General features: G+C 53.1%; 12 protein-coding genes (1 of these 12 running past the window's edge). 11 read left to right on the top strand and 1 reads right to left on the bottom strand.

Annotated features, from left to right (window positions below):
• Positions 1–16: 16 nt before the first annotated feature.
• Positions 17–985: a sugar phosphate isomerase/epimerase family protein gene (locus PAECUDRAFT_RS10110; protein WP_006038019.1), complete on the bottom strand. Its 969-nt coding sequence runs from the start codon at positions 983–985 to the stop codon at positions 17–19.
• Positions 986–1276: 291 nt separating this feature from the next.
• On the opposite strand from PAECUDRAFT_RS10110, the gene PAECUDRAFT_RS10105 reads away from it, so the two are divergent.
• The 11 genes from PAECUDRAFT_RS10105 to ligA all read left to right on the top strand — a co-directional run.
• Positions 1277–2398: a S1C family serine protease gene (locus PAECUDRAFT_RS10105; protein ID WP_006038018.1), complete on the top strand. Its 1122-nt coding sequence runs from the start codon at positions 1277–1279 to the stop codon at positions 2396–2398.
• A 52-nt stretch (positions 2399–2450) separates the two neighbouring features.
• Entirely contained in the window at positions 2451–4337 is a 1887-nt protein-coding gene (locus PAECUDRAFT_RS10100; RefSeq protein ID WP_006038017.1) for a copper amine oxidase, read from the top strand.
• A 138-nt stretch (positions 4338–4475) separates the two neighbouring features.
• A complete protein-coding gene (locus tag PAECUDRAFT_RS10095; protein ID WP_006038016.1) occupies positions 4476–7004 on the top strand; it encodes a U32 family peptidase in 2529 nt (842 codons plus the stop codon).
• Positions 7005–7130: 126 nt separating this feature from the next.
• Positions 7131–8225 (top strand): GerAB/ArcD/ProY family transporter, encoded by a 1095-nt coding sequence (locus tag PAECUDRAFT_RS10090; protein WP_006038015.1) that lies wholly within the window; start codon positions 7131–7133, stop codon positions 8223–8225.
• A gap of 27 nt (positions 8226–8252) precedes the next feature.
• Positions 8253–9842, top strand: a complete 1590-nt coding sequence (locus PAECUDRAFT_RS10085) for a spore germination protein (RefSeq protein WP_006038014.1) — start codon at positions 8253–8255, stop codon at positions 9840–9842.
• A 3-nt stretch (positions 9843–9845) separates the two neighbouring features.
• On the top strand, positions 9846–10952 hold the full coding sequence (locus tag PAECUDRAFT_RS10080) for a GerAB/ArcD/ProY family transporter (protein ID WP_006038013.1): 1107 nt from the start codon (positions 9846–9848) through the stop codon (positions 10950–10952).
• Complete coding sequence (locus PAECUDRAFT_RS10075) at positions 10949–12193, top strand: Ger(x)C family spore germination protein (RefSeq protein ID WP_006038012.1); 1245 nt, start codon at positions 10949–10951, stop codon at positions 12191–12193. Before PAECUDRAFT_RS10080 ends, PAECUDRAFT_RS10075 begins: the two co-directional genes overlap by 4 nt.
• A gap of 7 nt (positions 12194–12200) precedes the next feature.
• Positions 12201–12458 carry a hypothetical protein gene (locus PAECUDRAFT_RS10070; protein ID WP_006038011.1) on the top strand — a complete coding sequence of 86 codons (258 nt, stop codon included), beginning with the start codon at positions 12201–12203 and terminating at the stop codon, positions 12456–12458.
• 87 nt (positions 12459–12545) lie between these two features.
• Positions 12546–13250 carry a heptaprenylglyceryl phosphate synthase gene (pcrB, locus tag PAECUDRAFT_RS10065; RefSeq protein ID WP_006038010.1) on the top strand — a complete coding sequence of 235 codons (705 nt, stop codon included), beginning with the start codon at positions 12546–12548 and terminating at the stop codon, positions 13248–13250.
• Between the two features lie 233 nt (positions 13251–13483).
• Positions 13484–15886, top strand: coding sequence for a DNA helicase PcrA (pcrA, locus tag PAECUDRAFT_RS10060; RefSeq protein ID WP_040712104.1), 2403 nt, complete (start codon positions 13484–13486; stop codon positions 15884–15886).
• Positions 15887–15945: 59 nt separating this feature from the next.
• Positions 15946–17145, top strand: the 5' portion of a protein-coding gene (gene ligA, locus PAECUDRAFT_RS10055; RefSeq protein ID WP_006038008.1) for an NAD-dependent DNA ligase LigA. It continues 870 nt past the right edge of the window; only the first 1200 of its 2070 coding nucleotides appear in the window; it begins with the start codon at positions 15946–15948; its stop codon lies off the right edge, out of view.

Raw genomic sequence — 17145 nt, 5'->3', positions numbered from 1 at the left:
GCTTTTTGTTATTCTTTTATACCCACCACATGTCGCCGAGCGGCTCGCGGATCAGTACTTGTTGCAGATTCGAAACAGCTTTCGTGAAGCCTTCGTCTACGGACATCAGGCCGTCTTCATGCTCGATGCTGACGACATAATCGTAGCCAACAAGGCGAAGCTCGCTAATGATGTCTGCCCATGTTTTCATGTCATGGCCGAAGCCAACCGTACGGAACTGCCATGCACGGTCAAGCATGAGCGCGTACGATTGCATATCCGTAACGCCATGCATGTTGACGTTGATCGGATCGATCGTCGTGTCTTTCGCATGGAAGTGGTGAATTGCGCCTGCACGGCCGAGGATGCGAACCGCTTGAACCGGATCGATTCCTTGCCACCACATGTGGCTCGGGTCAAGGTTAGCGCCGATTGCTGGGCCAGCTGCTTCACGAAGGCGGAGCAGCGTCGCAGGGCTGTGCACGGAGAAGCCGCCATGCAGCTCCAAGCCGATTTTCACATTGTTAGCTTCAGCCAGCTTCGCGATCTCAGTCCAGTACGGGATAACTTTCTCTTCCCATTGCCATTTGAGAATGTCTTGATAGTCGTTTGGCCAAGGAGCAACCGGCCAGTTCGGGTATTTGGCGCCCTCATGGTCGCCTGGGCAACCCGAGAACGTGTTTACGACAGGCACTTCAAGGCGGTTTGCCAATTCGATCGTTTTACGGATGATCGCATCGTCAGCAGCAGCCAGGTCTTTTTGCGGGTGAAGCGGGTTCGCATGGCAGCTGAGCGCGCTGATGATCAGGCCGCGGGATTCCACCGCATGCTTGAATGCACGAAGCTTGCTTTCATCTGCGAGCAGCACGTCTGGGTCGCAGTGTGCGTTGCCAGGGTAGCCGCCTGTGCCGATCTCGATTGCCTCGAGACCTTTGGAAGCGATGTAATCAAGAGCTTCTTCGAACGATTTTTGTGCGAAGAGAACCGAAAATACGCCAAGTTTCATAGTCGGGACAAACCTCCACCAAATAGAGTCGCAGAGTGAATCTGCAGGTAGCACGATTATACCATGGGCGGTCGGACAAACATAACCGACACCGGTTCAAATAGCTAAATTACATAATAAGTGGACAAAAAGTGTGTAAGCGGCTCCACATTTACAAATCCCTCAAATTTCCTTGGAAGCAGACCGATAATAGGAATGAAACCCTACTACTTTTGTATCAAAGAAAGTGTGTAATTATTTCACAATAATTGGAATGGGATTCAGATTAAAGACATCGGGGGAAGGAATACCATGGCTAAAAAATGGTTGAGGCTTGCTGGAGGCATGATGGCAGGCCTGCTGCTGCTGACGGGCACTGCAATTGCAGCAGGAAACGGAGGTTCCGCTACTTCGTTGCCAGCCAAAATGATCGGCGGGGAAGTGTATGTCAAAGCAAGTGCTATGACAGCCGCATTGGGGGGTACAGGGACCTATAACGCGCAAAACGGCACGTACACGTATACGGCTTCCTCGGAAATTCCGGAGGTTGTCAAGAAAGTATCACCGTCGGTTGTTGCGATCATTGGCAAGCCTGATGATGCTGGATCGAGCGACCGTTACGCATTGGCGCACGGTACCGGGGTTATTTGGAAATCCGACGGCTGGATCGTGACGAATGCCCATGTCGTGAAAGGCATGAGCAACATCACGGTCGTGACTGCCGACGGCAAGCAGTTTGCCGGCAAGAAGACGCATTATGATGAAGCGAGCGATTTGGCGATGGTCAAGATCAATGCGACGAACTTGAAGCCGGCGACATTTGCTCCAGCACCGCTCAAGCTGCAAGTGGGCGAGGGAGTTGTGGCGATCGGAACGCCAGTCTCGTTTACGCTTCGCAACACGGCATCATCGGGCATTTTGAGCGGCATGAATCGATCGATTGCATCGGCATACAAGCTGCTGCAGACGGACGCGGCTATTAATCCGGGCAACAGCGGGGGACCGCTTGTGAATATGAAGGGCGAAGTTATCGGCATTAATTCGATGAAGTTTGTCAGCGATGATATCGAGAGCTTGGGCTTCTCAATTCCAACGGACACGGTGCGCTACGTTGTCGGCCAGTTCTTCAAATATGGCAAAGTAAAGCGTCCGTCGCTTGGCGTGGAGCTTGAAGAGAGCTGGGCAGCTATCGTCGGCCTGCCGACGACAGAGCCGCTCAAGGTAACGGACGTATATGGAGCATCTGCGATTAAGCTCAACATCCAGCCGGGCGACTTGATTTATTCGGTAGCAGGCCAGTCGGTTACGTCGATCGTTGAGATCAACGAGCTGCTGAAAGCTTATTTGCCAGGGCAGCAAGTCGAAGTCACCATGCTATCGGACGGCGATCTGGTCACCAAGAAGCTGACGCTTAGCGAAGTCGTTGCCAACTAACCGCACATACACATACACCTATTACCTGACACATCTGAGGAGAGAGAAGAAAATGAAACGTTTGTTTATTCTGCTCATGGCAGCAGTCTTGCTCTTGGGGGTGCTTCCTGCCGCAGCAAGCGCAGCTGAGCCTAACGTCAACATCAAGCTATCGGTGGGAAGCTCCACGCTTACAGTCAACGGAGTCAATTCCACCATTCAGAAGCCGATTCAGGAGAACGGCACGACGATGGTGCCGCTCAGCGTCATTACGAAGGCGTTCGGCGCCGGCTTGAAGCTGGAAAATAACAAAATTATCACATTAACCTATAACGGCACGACGGTTGTGCTGACGCTTGGCAGTAAAACCGTGAAAGTAAACGGCAAAGACGTTGTGCTGACTGCTGCGCCGAAGGTCGTAAACGGCGTAACGATGGTGCCTCTTCGCGTTATTGCTTCTGCTTTCGGAGCGACGCTTAGCGTGAACGGCAGCGTGATTACGATTACAGGCATGAAAGCAAGCGGCAACGGCGGTACAGGCAGCGGCATCAATCCAGATGCAGGCAAGTCCAAAGTAGGCGACAGCTACTATGGCTGGTCGATGAATTACCCGAGCGGCCTGACGCTAGTGAATCAGAGCGCCAGCGGCAACGTCTCTACTTGGAGAGATGTGCAGGATCTCAAAATGATTTTCGTAGCAGTCGACGACATGGAGAGCGAGCTTTCGAAAGAGGAAATTCGCGAAGAGCTGCTGATGTATAGCGACTATGAGACGGTGATCGATAAGCGGACGATTGTAGTCGGCGGCGTTAATATCGAGCGCGTCATTACGAAGGATAACTCGGGTTGGTTCTATGAATATCGCGGCCTTCAGAGCAACGGCAAGCTGTACACGGTTATTGGCGGCATGAAGACGAGCAGCAAAGACAATCTGAAACAGCTTCAGACGCTGCTGGACAGCTTCAAGCCTTCCTTTGACAAGTCCGACAAGAAGCTGAAGGACGTATCGAAAGTCGTCAACGGCATGGTCAAAATGACGAGTCCTGCTTACGGCCTCGTGTTGCAATTGCCAGTTGGCTGGTCCGGCGGACAGGAGCCAATGTACTACAATATGGCCGATCATTCGAGTCTTATGTTCAAAACGACTTCCCTGGTAGAAGGCGATACGCTGGACCAATGGCTGTCTCGCATTCGCAAACGGGTCGAGACGGGTATCGCGAAGGATTACTTCCGCAATATGACGGAGTCGGAGCTCGTGCTGAAGGATGGCACAGCGAAGGTTCTGACCTATGAGGTTACCTTTGACAAGAAAGAATGGACGAAGCAGCGCGAAATTCTACTCGTGGTGAACAAGTTCCGTTATGCGTTCTCCTATTCGTCGCCTGCGGATGGCGGAGCAGAAGCGGATAAGGTTTTTGCCAAAATCATGAGCACGGTGGACATCGACACCAAATATATCGAAGCCAACTTCAGCAGTATCGAAGATGAAACAGATCTTCTGGAGGCGCCGAAGCTGCTCGTGAAGAAGAGTAAAAAGTATGGCTATACCGTCTCCATCCCGTCCGACTGGTCCGGTTACCAAAAGGATTTCGAGAAACCGTCCATTTACTACGCGAATGACATGGGCGATTTCGCTATCGACATCGACGAGGGTAAGACGATCCAAGATGCGATTAAAGAAATGACGAACGACATCAAGGATCTGCAGGATGAAGAAGATGCTAACATCACGCTGAAGGATGAAGGCGACGTGAAGTTCGGCAGCAATACGTGGCGGAAGCTGTCTGTCTATATGACGGAGTCGTATTACGACGACTTGCCTTACACGATGGACGTTTATATGATCGAGCGCAACGGCAAGCTGTATTCGATAACGACGTCTATCTATGATATGAATGTGACAGAGCAAAATCTGGCAACGCTTCGTACGATGCTAGAGTCGTTTGCGTTTACAAGCTAAATGAAACAGGGAGCGGAATGCCCGTAAGCGGGCTCCGCTCCTTTTTCGTTCCCAGTATGCTGCTGTGGCATCCTAGCTCCGGCTTTGGTAAACTAGATAGCAAAGACAGGCACGAGCAGAGAGGCTGAACGTAAACGAATGACGACAATAAAGCGTGGAGATGTCGAGCTGTTGGCTCCGGCTGGCGATTGGGATTGTATGCGTGCGGCTGTAGCCAATGGCGCAGACGCTATATTTTTTGGTGTAGAAAAATTTAATGCGCGGGCTCGCGCTAACAATTTTCAGATGGATGAGCTCCCGGAAATTATGGCTTTCTTGCATAGCTACGGGGTGAAGGGCTTCCTGACGTTTAATATCCTCGTCTTCGAGGATGAATTAGAAGAGGCGAAGCGCCTTATTGAAGCATGCATTGATGCAGGCGTGGACGCTGTTATCGTGCAGGATCTTGGGCTGGTGAAGCTGATTCGCGAGCTGTCGCCTGATTTCCCGATACACGGGTCGACGCAGATGACGATTACCTCGCCTGAGGCAGTCGAGTTCACGAAGCCGTTCAATATGGAGCGGGTCGTCCTCGGACGCGAGAACAATTTGAAGCAAATTCAGAAGATCGGCGAGCAGGCGAAGCTGCCTATGGAAGTGTTCGTCCACGGTGCGCTCTGCGTATCTTATTCGGGACAGTGCTTAACGAGCGAAATGTGGGGCGGGCGCTCGGCCAACCGCGGGGAATGCGCACAGGCGTGCAGGCTGCCGTATGATCTAATGGTAGACGGGGTGCAGCAGCCGATGGGAGACGTTGCTTACCTGCTGTCGCCGAAGGATTTGGCAGCGATCGATATCGTGCCGGAGCTGATCGAAGCGGGCGTTACTTCCTTTAAGATTGAAGGCCGGCTGAAGAGTCCGGAGTACGTAGCGAACGTGGTGAGCAAATATCGCCGCGTCATCGATAACTACTTTGACGGCAACAATGCACAGCCATCCAAGGAAGAGGTTCGCGAGCTTCAGCAAAGCTTTTCGCGCGGCTTCACGCATGGCTTCCTTAAAGGAACGAACAACAAGCAGCTCGTCGATGGAACATTTCCGAAGAGCCGCGGCGTATACCTTGGCCGCGTAGAACGCGTGCTGCGTGACGCGATCATTTGCCGCATCGATGCGCCGTTGAAGCGCGGAGACGGCATCGTGTTCGACGCCGGCGATCCGACCAAGAAGGAAGAGGGCGGACGCGTTTATGATTTACGCCGCCAGGGCGTGAAGATCGAAGGCGAAGCGCAAGAGGGAACCGTGCTTGAGATCGTGCCAGGACGCAATGACGTTGATCTGCGTCGCGTCAAAGTCGGCGATAAAGTATGGAAGACAAGCGATCCCGCGCTCGACAAGCGCTTGCGCGCAACCTTTGAGACGGATAAGCCTTATCGCGTATTCCCTATGCATGTGAAGGTAGCTGGCAAAGCTGGCGAGCCGATGCGTACGTGGTGGACCGATGTGCAAAAAGGGACGACGGTGGAAGTCGTCTCGGAGCTGCCATTGGAGGTGGCGCTCAAGCGTCCGATGGACCAAGCGCTGCTGGAGGATCAGCTCGGCCGGCTAGGCGGAACGCTGTTCCAATTGGAGAAGCTCGACAATGAGCTGGAGGGCGACCTTATCGTGCCGGTACGCGAGCTGAACCGGATGCGCCGGGAAGCGGTTGAGCAGTTAGCGGAAGAGCGGCCGAAGCCGCCCGTCTACATTAAGAACCGCGTGGATATTTTCGCTGATGCGAAGCCGCTGGCCACGGAACAAGGTGCGGATGACGTTGTCATCGGAACGAAGCCGCAACTGACGGTGCTATGCCGCACGCTGGAGCAGGTCGAAGCTGCAGTGGAAACGAATGCGACGATGATTTATGCGGACTTCGAGTTTATTAAGCAGTTCCCGGCAGCCATTGCGATAGCACGTGCTGCGGGCAAGCCGATTGCGCTTGCGACGCCGCGGATTCATATGCCGAATGAGAATGGCTACCATGCCAACATTCTGAAGCTAAAGCCGGATGCCGTACTCGTTCGCAATACAGGGGCGCTCTATTACTATCTGCGTGCCAAAGCAAGTCAGGCGCCTGACGAGCCATTCCCGCAGCTGATTGGCGATTTCTCGCTTAATATTGCTAACCATAAGGCGGTTAACGTCTTCACGGAGGTCGGCTGCGATCTTGTGACGCCGTCGTATGATTTGAACATTCAACAAATGGTCGATCTTCTCGGCCGTTCGGATACGTCTAAAGTGGAGGTCGTGCTCCATCAGCATTTGCCGATGTTCCATACAGAGCATTGCGTATATTGCACGTTCATGAGCGAAGGCACGGATTTCACGAACTGCGGACGCCCATGCGAGGAGAAGCGGGCATCGCTTCAAGATCGGATCGGGATGTCGCATCCGGTTCGCGTTGATGAAGGCTGCCGGAACACCGTTTACAATGCAATCGAGCAGTCGGGCGCGGAGTATTTGAGCCACTTTATCGATCTGGGCGTGCGGGTTTTCCGTATCGAATTCCTTGAGGAATCGGGCGAGAAGGTACGCGAGGTTATGGATCTCTACGAGCAGGCGTTAGAGGGCCGCGTGAGCGGCACGCAAGTATGGCGCAGTCTCAAAGCGATCAACCAGCTAGGTGTCACTCGCGGGCAGTTAGTGAAATAAAGATTGAAAATAAAGTCGGGCTATTCTCCATCAGGGGGGTAGCCCGATTTTTTTTTTTTGCATCATTTTACAACTAGAAGGGAATGGTAAAAGAAGAAATTAAACCTACCTCGTGGAGGGAGTGCCGTGATCACGCCGAGACAGCTGGCATCGACGGTCATCCTGTTTCTGATCGGCAGTTCCTCTTTATTTCTACTGGGAGGCACTGCTGAACGGGATGCCTGGATGTCCGTATGTATCGGAGTAATGGCTGGTCTGCTGCTATTAAGCTTTGTGACGCTGCATATTCAGAAGCTGGAGCCTAATCGGAATCTGATCGAGATCTTCAAGCTGTACTTTGGGCGAATCGCAGGCTTCGCGTTCGGTTTAATGTATGTGGTTTACTACAGCTACAAGTCGATTCGAAATGTACGAGAATTCGCAGATTTATCTATCATGTTTCTGCTTTCGGATACGCCTCTGTCCATCCTTGTTCTGATGATCTGCCTGATCAGTGCGTATGCGGTCGTAGGGGGACCAGGCGTGTTTTTTCGGATGGCGGAGGTACTGCTGCCGATACTGCTGCTCATTTACGTGTTCCTTTTCTGCCTGTTGATCGGTGCAGGGGTGATTGACTTTAGTCGACTGACCCCGATGCTCGATCAAGGCTTCAAGCCGGTGTGGGATGCGGCGATACCCGAAATTATTTCGTTTCCGTTTGGAGAAATGACGCTGTTTCTCATGTTCTGGCGGTATACCGAAACAAGTGAATTCAGCCAAGTTGTTCGGATGACGGTCAAAGGCTATTTGTTCGCGGGTGTGTTTATTACGGTGATGAACGTCATTACGATTGCAAGTCTTGGTTCATTCGCCAACTGGAGTACAGTCCCGCTGCTGCAGGCGACGAATTTTATTGATATCGGCAATATTTTCGAACGGATTGATCCGATCGTTTCCTTGCTCTTGTTCTCCGCCGTGTACGTGAAGCTGACGGCTTATTATTTGGGTGCTTCGCTTGCGTTTGCGTACTTGTTCGGTATTTCGCTCCGCATTGCGGCTATTCCAGTCGGCATCGGAATCTTCATAGGTTCCTTGTCGTTTAGAAGCTATATGCAACAGGTCAACTTTGGATTTGAACAAAATTTGCGATATCACTTTCCGATTTTTCAAATTGCTATTCCGATTCTTCTTCTCCTCGTAATGCGAATAAGGACGGGGGTTAGAACTACCAAGGAACGCTAAGGCCATAACCTAGTGAGGAACCTAACCATGCCCAACGATAACGATCATGAGCAGGCTCCCGAAGAAGCGGGAAATCGCCCTCCTGTGGAACAGAGCAAGCATGCCGAGCAAGTGCTGTTGATGGATTTCGAATTAAATATTGAGCGGATCCATCGTTTTCTAGGCGGCGGAGCAGATATCGTATGTCGTACGTTGACCCATCGCTCGTTCCAGGATCAGCGGTATGCACTGCTCTATATCGATGGCATCGTCGACGGCTCTACCATCAGCACGATGCTGCTCGGGCTGTTGGAAGATGCGAACCGACAGGCGGATGGCGGGGGAGGCAGCGATTTATATCGGCATCTGACCGACAGATCTATCGCGGTAGGCAAAATTCGTCCCTTAACTACCGTCGAAGAAGCGGGCTACGCGATGCTGGAGGGCGGCTCAATCATCGTCGTAGAGGGAAGCTTGCGCGCGATTCTTATCGATACGACAGGGGGAGAAAGCAGAGCGGTTGAAGAGCCGAGCTCCCAGACGGTCGTTCGTGGGCCTAAGGAAGGTTTTACCGAAAACTTGCGTATCAACACAGCGCTCGTCCGCAAAATCATTAAGTCCCCAAACCTCCGTATGGATTATAAAATCGTGGGCCGAGAGACGCGCACCAATATTGCAGTTGTCTATCTGCAGGGCATCGCCCAAGCGGATGTCGTGAAGGAAGTGCACAGGCGAATAGACGCGATTGAAATCGACGGCATACTGGAAAGCGGCTATATCGAGGAATTTATTCAAGACAAGGCGTTCACGCCGTTTCCGCTGATCCAGAATACGGAGCGCCCGGATACAGCATGCGCCAGCATTCTTGAAGGCCAAGTGATCATTATGGTGTCGGGTACGCCGTTCGTGCTCATCGCGCCGGTCACCTTCGTCAAGTTTTTTCAATCCAGTGAGGATTACTATCAGCGATATGACATTGCCACTTTTCTGCGGCTCATTCGATTCACATCGTTCTTCATTTCGATGCTATTGCCGTCGCTTTATATCGCGATTACAACCTTTCATCAGGAAATGCTCCCGACGTCGCTGCTCATCAGCCTGGCTGCACAGCGTGAAGGCGTGCCGTTTCCGGCGCTTGTCGAAGCGTTTCTGATGGAAATTACGTTTGAGATTTTGCGCGAGGCGGGCGTTCGGATGCCGCGCATCATCGGCCCTGCGATTTCGATCGTAGGCGCGCTCGTACTTGGCCAAGCTGCCGTTCAAGCCGGACTCGTATCGGCAGCTATGGTTATCGTCGTGTCATTTACGGCCATTGCCAGCTTTGTCATTCCAGCTGTGAATATGGGAATCGCAGCGCGGCTCATCCGCTTCCTGCTCATGCTTCTAGGCGGAACATTCGGGCTGTTCGGCATTATGTCCGGTTTGATGATGGTGCTTGCCCATTTGTGCAGCCTGCGCTCGTTCGGAAAGCCTTACTTGCTGCCGATAGCGCCGCTTATTCCGGGCAATCTGAAAGATGTCATTGTACGCGTCCCGTGGTGGGCGATGCGTAATCGGCCCAGAGGCATTGCTTCTCCGCACAACAAAACGAGGGTGGGCGGAGGCCAGATACCCGATCCTGATCAGGAGGGAGCTTGAGTCATGAAGCCTGCCATTTCAAGCTTGCAGACGGTTAGTCTGATAAATAATGCGATAACGCCAACAGCCGTGCTGACGATACCTGGGGTAATGATTGGCCAAGCTCACAATGGCGCATGGCTGTCCGGCATCCTCGCTGGCATTGCGAGCATGTTTATCGCTATATTTATCGCTTTGATTTGCAAGGCTAATCCTGGACAGCCGTTCGTCGTTTGGATGGAGAACCGGTTTGGCAAGCCGATTGGCATCGTTATCGGAATGTTATTCTGCCTCTATTATTTTAATGCTTTCTGTTTGATTGCCAGACAGTTCGCCAATTTTACGGGGGATATGGTGCTGGATGAGACGCCTTTAATTATGCTGGTCGGCATTATAGTGGCGGTGACGGCATTTACGGTAGCTCACGGCTTAGAAGCAATCGCTCGTTCCTCCACTGTTGTAATGCTGCTGCTTACAATCGTTATCCCCTTTTCGGTTGCCATCAACTTTGCAGATATGAATTTGAAGCGGCTGCTGCCTTTATTGGATACTGACCCGATCAATATTGCGTCGGCATCGATTACGCCGTTCGGTTGGCTGTCGGAGGTTTCTATCCTGTTTATCCTGTCGCCTTATATCAAAAAGCCTGTTGCGCTTGTCCGATTGAGCTTGATTGGCGTGCTTAGCAGCGCTGTCCTGATAGTTCTGGTCACCGTCATGGCCATATCCATCTTCGGCCCGAGACTCGTCCCAATGATGTCGTACCCGTTTTTCAATATGGTCGGCATTGTAGAGGTCGGCAAGTTTTTGGAACGGATCGAGATTTTTACCGTGTCCGTGTGGGGCATGACCATGTATATCAAAATGGCTGTGTTTTTGTTTGCCGCCGTACAATGCTTGTCTCATGCGCTTCATACGCGTACCAGCCGGCACGTGCTGATCGGCATAAGCATGCTTGCTATTGTTACGTCGGTAGCAGCGTGGCCAAGGAATGCCGAGATCGGGTTCCTTGGTTCGATTGGAGCGGTGCCCTTCTTGTTTTTGTTCAATATCGGGATGCCTGTCGCAATCGGGCTGGGCTTATTGGCCACGAGGGGCCGTAGCGGCAAGAAAGGGGCGCAGGCTCCGTGAACTTGAATAAATGGCTGCGCAATATCTTATTCGCTGCATTACTGTTCGGGATGCTGCTTATGACGACGGGCTGTTGGAATCGAATCGAACTGAACGAGCTGGGAATCACTTCGGCGACAGGCATCGATTGGGATGGCAAGCAATGGATTGTCACGTATCAGGTCGTCATACCAGCCTCGATTTCGGCAGGCGTCGGGACGGTTGGCGGCGGAACGGCCAAATCGCCTGTCATCGTGTATTCAACCAAGGGCAAAACGATCCGCGGAGCGATGATGCAGAGCTATTCCGAAAGTCCCCGCAAGCTGTTTTTTGCGCATAACAGGGTGGTTATCCTTAGCGAGGACGTAGCTCGACGCGGTTTCGAAGAACTAATTGATGTGTATTTTCGAAATGCCGGTCCCCGCGAGACAGTAAGCATGCTTATAACCCCAGGTACAGCGCGACGGGTGCTGGAGCAATTTATGCAATTGCAGATCATACCGGGCGAAGGCTTAAAGGATATCATTCTATCCGAAACGAAAAATACGTCGGTCTTGCCTAACATGAAGGTGTATCAAGTCGCGATGGACCTTTCCGGCGAAGCCAAGAGCACCGTATTGCCGGAGATCTACATCTCGGGCAGCGGGGATACCTCATCCTTGCAGTCATTAGCTCAGATCGCAACGCAGTCGAAGCTAAAGCTGGGGCGTTTGGCCGTTTTGCATAATGGCAAAATGGTCGGCTGGATGACTCGGAAACAATCGTTGGGCGCCTCGTATTTGCGAAATTCGGTGCAGCAAGCAAGCTTGGTTGTTCCTTGCGGCAGCGAGAATGGGGCGAATCAGTATGATACGATCCAAATTTTAAGATCGTCCACGAAGCTGAAGCCGGTGCTTAAGGATGGACAGTTGGCCTACTCGGCTATCGTGCAAGCCTCAGGGTCCTTAACGGAATCGAGCTGTTCGGAAAACCTGTACAAGCCTGAAACCATTAGCCTGATTGAGAAAACGGCAGAACAACATATTAGATCCATTATGCTAGATGCCTGGTCGCGCGGCCAGCAGCTCGAGACGGATTTGTTTGGCGCAGCGGAGAAGGCGCATCGCAAATATCCGAAGATGTGGAAGAAGCAATGGAGCAAGGAGTGGAGTCGCACGTTCATAACGGCGCAGCTGGAAGTCAACGTTGATCTTCGGATCGCACGCATGGGCCTGAGCAACAAGTCCTTCCAGTACTTGACCAACAAAGAGAAAGGAGGATAACCGATCAATGCCATACCCCGCTGCTGCGATTATCGTTGTTTTCGCTGCCCTGATGGTTTTAGTCGGCGGTCCGCTGATTCGCAAGAAATGGTATCGCGATTTTGCGGTGTTCTTCTTCCTGCTCGCTTGGTCTTCTTTCATGGCGATTGGGATCGCGATGAACGGGTCTTTCGCAGAGTCATTAACGACCGTCTACTGGGTTGGCGTCGTGCTGAAGCCGATCTCTGCAATGCTTGGGTTAACGGTCGGCGAGGGAGTTGATTAGTTCGATCCGCCGCGCCGCGGTTTGACAGCCGGACAGCCATTGCCCTAGACTGTTGTCATTACATGATAAGGGCAGGAGCGTGACAGGATGGACGGGGCGTGGTACGCCGGCTGGCGGCATGTATTCAAGCTCGACCCGGATCGCGAGATTACGGATGAGGCGCTTGATGCCATTTGCATGTCCGGCACAGATGCCATTATGGTCGGCGGTTCAAGCGGCATTACATTTGATAACACGGTAGAACTGATGTCGCGCATTCGCCGGTACGCGGTAGATTGCGTGCTGGAAGTGACGAGCCTGGAGGCTGCGGTGCCGGGCTTTGATTACTATTTTGTGCCGCTAGTATTGAATACGGATGATGCGCAATGGCTAATCGGCAGGCAGGCTGAAGCGATGAAGGAGTTTGGCAGCCTCATCCCGTGGGATGTTACAGCTGGCGAAGGCTATATCATATTAAATAAAGATGCGACAGCTGCCCATGTGAGCGGCGCCCGCACGGAGCTGGAGCAGGCGGAGGTCATCGCGCTTGTCCAGCTCGCTGATCGTTTAATGCGAATGCCTACGATTTACTTGGAGTACAGTGGAACGTTCGGCGACATGTCGCTCGTCCGGATGGCTTCCGAGACGGTGTCGCAAGCAAGGGTCATTTATGGCGGCGGCATCGATAATGCGGAGCGGGCGGCTGAGGCGGCGAGAGCCGCGCACACGGTCGTTGTCGGCAATATTCTATACAGCGATTTGCAGGCGGCGCTATCGACGGTGCAAGCCGTTCATAATACGCCATTTGAATAATGGAGAGCAATAAGGCAGCAGGTTCCGATGGTTCCGCTGCTTTTTTATTTGGAAATTGACACTGCGCGCGCGGTTGACTAGACTAGACATACACAGGCGAACAACGATGCGAACACGCTTGCGAACGACGCCTTCGGCGCCTCCATTTTTGGAGCTGATCAAACGTCGAGTTGCGCGGCCGCATCGTCGGCTTGAGAGCCTAGCCAATGGCAAAGGAGTTACGTATAAAAATGATGTTTAACCATATGGATATCGATGCTGCTGTAGCCAAATTGAACCCTCAGCAGCAAGCGGCCGTTCAGGCGACGGAAGGGCCATTGCTTATTATGGCGGGAGCGGGCAGCGGCAAGACGCGCGTGCTGACGCACCGCATCGCTTATTTAATTGAGAAGAAACGGGTAGCGCCATGGAGCATTCTCGCGATTACATTTACGAATAAAGCGGCGCGCGAGATGCAGGATCGGGTAGCCAAGCTGGTCGGGCCGTCCGGCAGCGACATCTGGGTTTCGACGTTCCACTCCATGTGCGTACGGATTTTGCGCAAGGATATTAGCCGGATCGGATTTACGTCCAGCTTCTCCATTTTGGATTCCGGCGACCAGCTGTCCGTTATTCGCACCATTATGAAGGAACAGAATATCGATACGAAAAAGATTGAGCCGAAAACAATCCAAGCGGCTATTTCCAGCGCTAAGAATGAATTGCTTTCGCCAGAGCGGTTCGCGGCTAAAGTCGGAGACTATTTCGAGCAGATTGCGGCAAACGTCTATGAGCAGTATCAGAAGCGGCTGCGCGCCAACAATTCGTTGGACTTCGATGACCTGATCATGACCACGATCAAGCTGTTTACCGATGAGCCGGACGTGCTTCAATTTTATCAGAACAAGTTCCGCTTCCTCCATGTAGACGAGTATCAAGATACGAACCGGGCGCAGTACATGCTGTGCCGCATGCTGGCGGATAAGCATCACAATATTTGCGTGGTCGGCGACAGCGACCAGTCGATTTATCGTTGGCGCGGCGCGGACATTACGAACATTCTGAATTTCGAGCAGGACTATCCGGAATCCAAAACGATCTTACTCGAGCAGAACTATCGTTCGACGTCGAACATCTTGAATGCAGCGAACGCAGTTATCGGCAACAACACCGGGCGCAAGCCGAAGCGGCTGTGGACAGACCAAGGCGCTGGTGACGCGATCTCGATCTATCAGGCGGATTCGGAGCATGATGAAGGCTACTTTGTTACAGGAGAGATCGGCAAGCATTACAAGGAAGGCCGCAAATATGCGGATCATGCGATTTTGTACCGGACCAATGCGCAGTCGCGGGTAATCGAGGAAATTTTGATCAAGTCGGATATTCCTTATCAAATCGTAGGCGGCGTCAAGTTCTATGATCGCAAAGAGATCAAGGACCTGCTTGCTTATTTGCGTCTCATTTCTAATCCGGACGACGACATCAGCCTTACTCGCATTATCAACGTGCCGAAGCGGGGCATTGGCGACACGACCGTCGGCAAAATCGCCGAGGAAGCCGCACGACGCGGTATCTCGATGCATGCTGCGCTTGGGACGCTTGATGAATTCGGGGGATTGGACGTTGCAGGGAAAACGCGCGCAGCGCTTGTCCAATTCCGCGATATGATTACGAATCTGACGCGAATGGTCGACTATTTGTCTGTCACAGAGCTAACGGAGAAGGTACTCGAAATGTCGGAATACCGGCTGGAGCTGCAGCGCGAGAATACGCTGGAGTCGAAGGCGCGGGTCGAGAATATCGAGGAGTTCCTGTCTGTTACGTTGGAATTCGAGAAAAATAACGAAGACAAATCGTTGGTTGCCTTCTTAACCGATTTGGCCCTTATTGCAGATATTGACTCGATGAACAAGGAAGAAGAGAACGGGCAGCCTCAGGATGCTGTCGTTCTCATGACGATGCATAGCGCGAAGGGACTGGAGTTCCCGGTCGTCTTCATCATCGGGATGGAGGAAAGTGTATTCCCGCATAGCCGTGCTTTCATGGACAATGAGGAACTTGAGGAAGAAAGGCGTCTCGCGTACGTAGGCATTACGCGCGCCGAGAAGCGCCTCTATCTGCTATGCGCTCGCATGCGTACACTGTTCGGACGCACCGCGACCAACCCGCCTTCCCGTTTCCTCATGGAAATTCCGGAGGACGTGAAGCAGATGGCTTCGCCGGCCGGCCGCATCGGCGGCAGCGGCGGCGGCCTTGGCTACAGCGGCGGCGTTGCGGGCGGCTGGTCCGCAACGCGCCGCGGGGGCGCCGCAGCGCCTTCAGCCGGAGCCCCGCAAGCTGGCGGCTTCGGTTACCGCGGAGGCGCCCCAAGCGCCGGCCGCGCCCCGGTGGGCGGCGTGACTGGCGCTAGCAGCAGCGGCGTGCGCGTCACATCGCCGCTGGATTCCGCCGCCAAGGCGGCGGGCGGAGCAGCCGCGGCAGACGGCGCGGCGAAACAGTTCACCACGGGCGATAAGGTCGCCCATGGCAAGTGGGGCGAGGGTGTCATCGTCTCGGTCAAAGGCGCCGGCAATGACACGGAGCTGCAGATCGCCTTCCCAGCGCCTGTTGGCGTGAAGAAGCTGCTTGCTGCTTTTGCTCCAATTACAAAAGTGTAGATAGATGCGCGGCCAGATATCGTCCACGCCCATTTTAGAATGCCGAAAGAGGGATACCCATGGAATCTCGCCTGAATGAACAAGAGGCGGCTATTGCCGCCAACCCCCAGCAGTTGGAGCGCATGCGCAAGCTTGCGGATGAGATCGAGCGACACAGTTACAGCTATTACACGCTGGATCGGCCGACGATCAGCGATGCGGAGTTTGATAAGCTGTATGATGAGCTGGTTGCGCTAGAAAAAACGATCGGTATCGTGCTCGAGCATTCGCCAACCCAGCGTGTCGGGAACGAGCTGCTGAAGGGCTTCGACCAGCATCGTCACCGCGCACGTCTATGGAGCCTGGACAAAGCACAAAATGTCGAGGATCTGCGAGCGTGGAACCAACGGGTGCAGAAGGGGATCAACGATTGGAACAGCAAGCATCCGGACGAGACGCCGCTGCCTGAACCTTCCTATGTGCTTGAGCTCAAATACGATGGCCTCACGCTCAACCTGACCTATGAGAACGGCCGGCTTATCCAAGCAGCCACTCGCGGCAACGGTGTGGTAGGCGAAGGGATTCTTGCACAGGTGAAGACGATTCGGTCCGTACCGCTGACGATTCCTTTCCGGGACGGCATCGTAGAGGTTCAAGGCGAAGGCATCATGAATTTATCCGTGTTGGAGGCTTACAACCAGACGGCAGAGGAGCCGCTCAAAAATGCCCGCAACGCAGCAGCAGGCGCGCTCCGCAACCAAAATCCTAAAATAACGGCCGAGCGCAAGCTTAACGCTTTCTTCTATAATATCGGCCACGCTGAGGGCGTGTCGTTCAAGACGCACCAACAGCTCCAGCAGTTTTTAATAGAAAACAAGTTCAAAGTAAATCCATACGTAACCTATCATGATTCAATGGAAAGCGTAGAGGAGGAGCTGCTGCGCGTAACGGAGATGCGTCCAACGCTCGATTACCTAATCGATGGCGCAGTCGTTAAGCTCGTTGATATGCGGACGAGAGAGGCGCTAGGCTATACGGACAAGTTTCCTAGATGGGCTGTCGCATTCAAGTTCGAAGCGGAAGAGACGACAACCGTGCTGGAGTCTGTATCATGGGAAGTGGGCCGTACCGGCAAAATCACCCCAGTCGCCCGCGTCGAACCTGTCGAGCTTGCTGGCGTAACCGTACAGAACTGTACGCTTAACAATATGGGCGATATCGATCGCAAAAATTTGAAGCACGCGCTTGGCACACGTGTCTTCATTCGCCGTTCCAACGAT

This window comes from Paenibacillus curdlanolyticus YK9 (assembly GCF_000179615.1).
Classification (GTDB): Bacteria; Bacillota; Bacilli; order Paenibacillales; family Paenibacillaceae; genus Paenibacillus_T; species Paenibacillus_T curdlanolyticus.
Note: the sequence above shows the minus strand (reverse complement) of the source record. Positions and strands in the feature narration are given on the sequence as shown.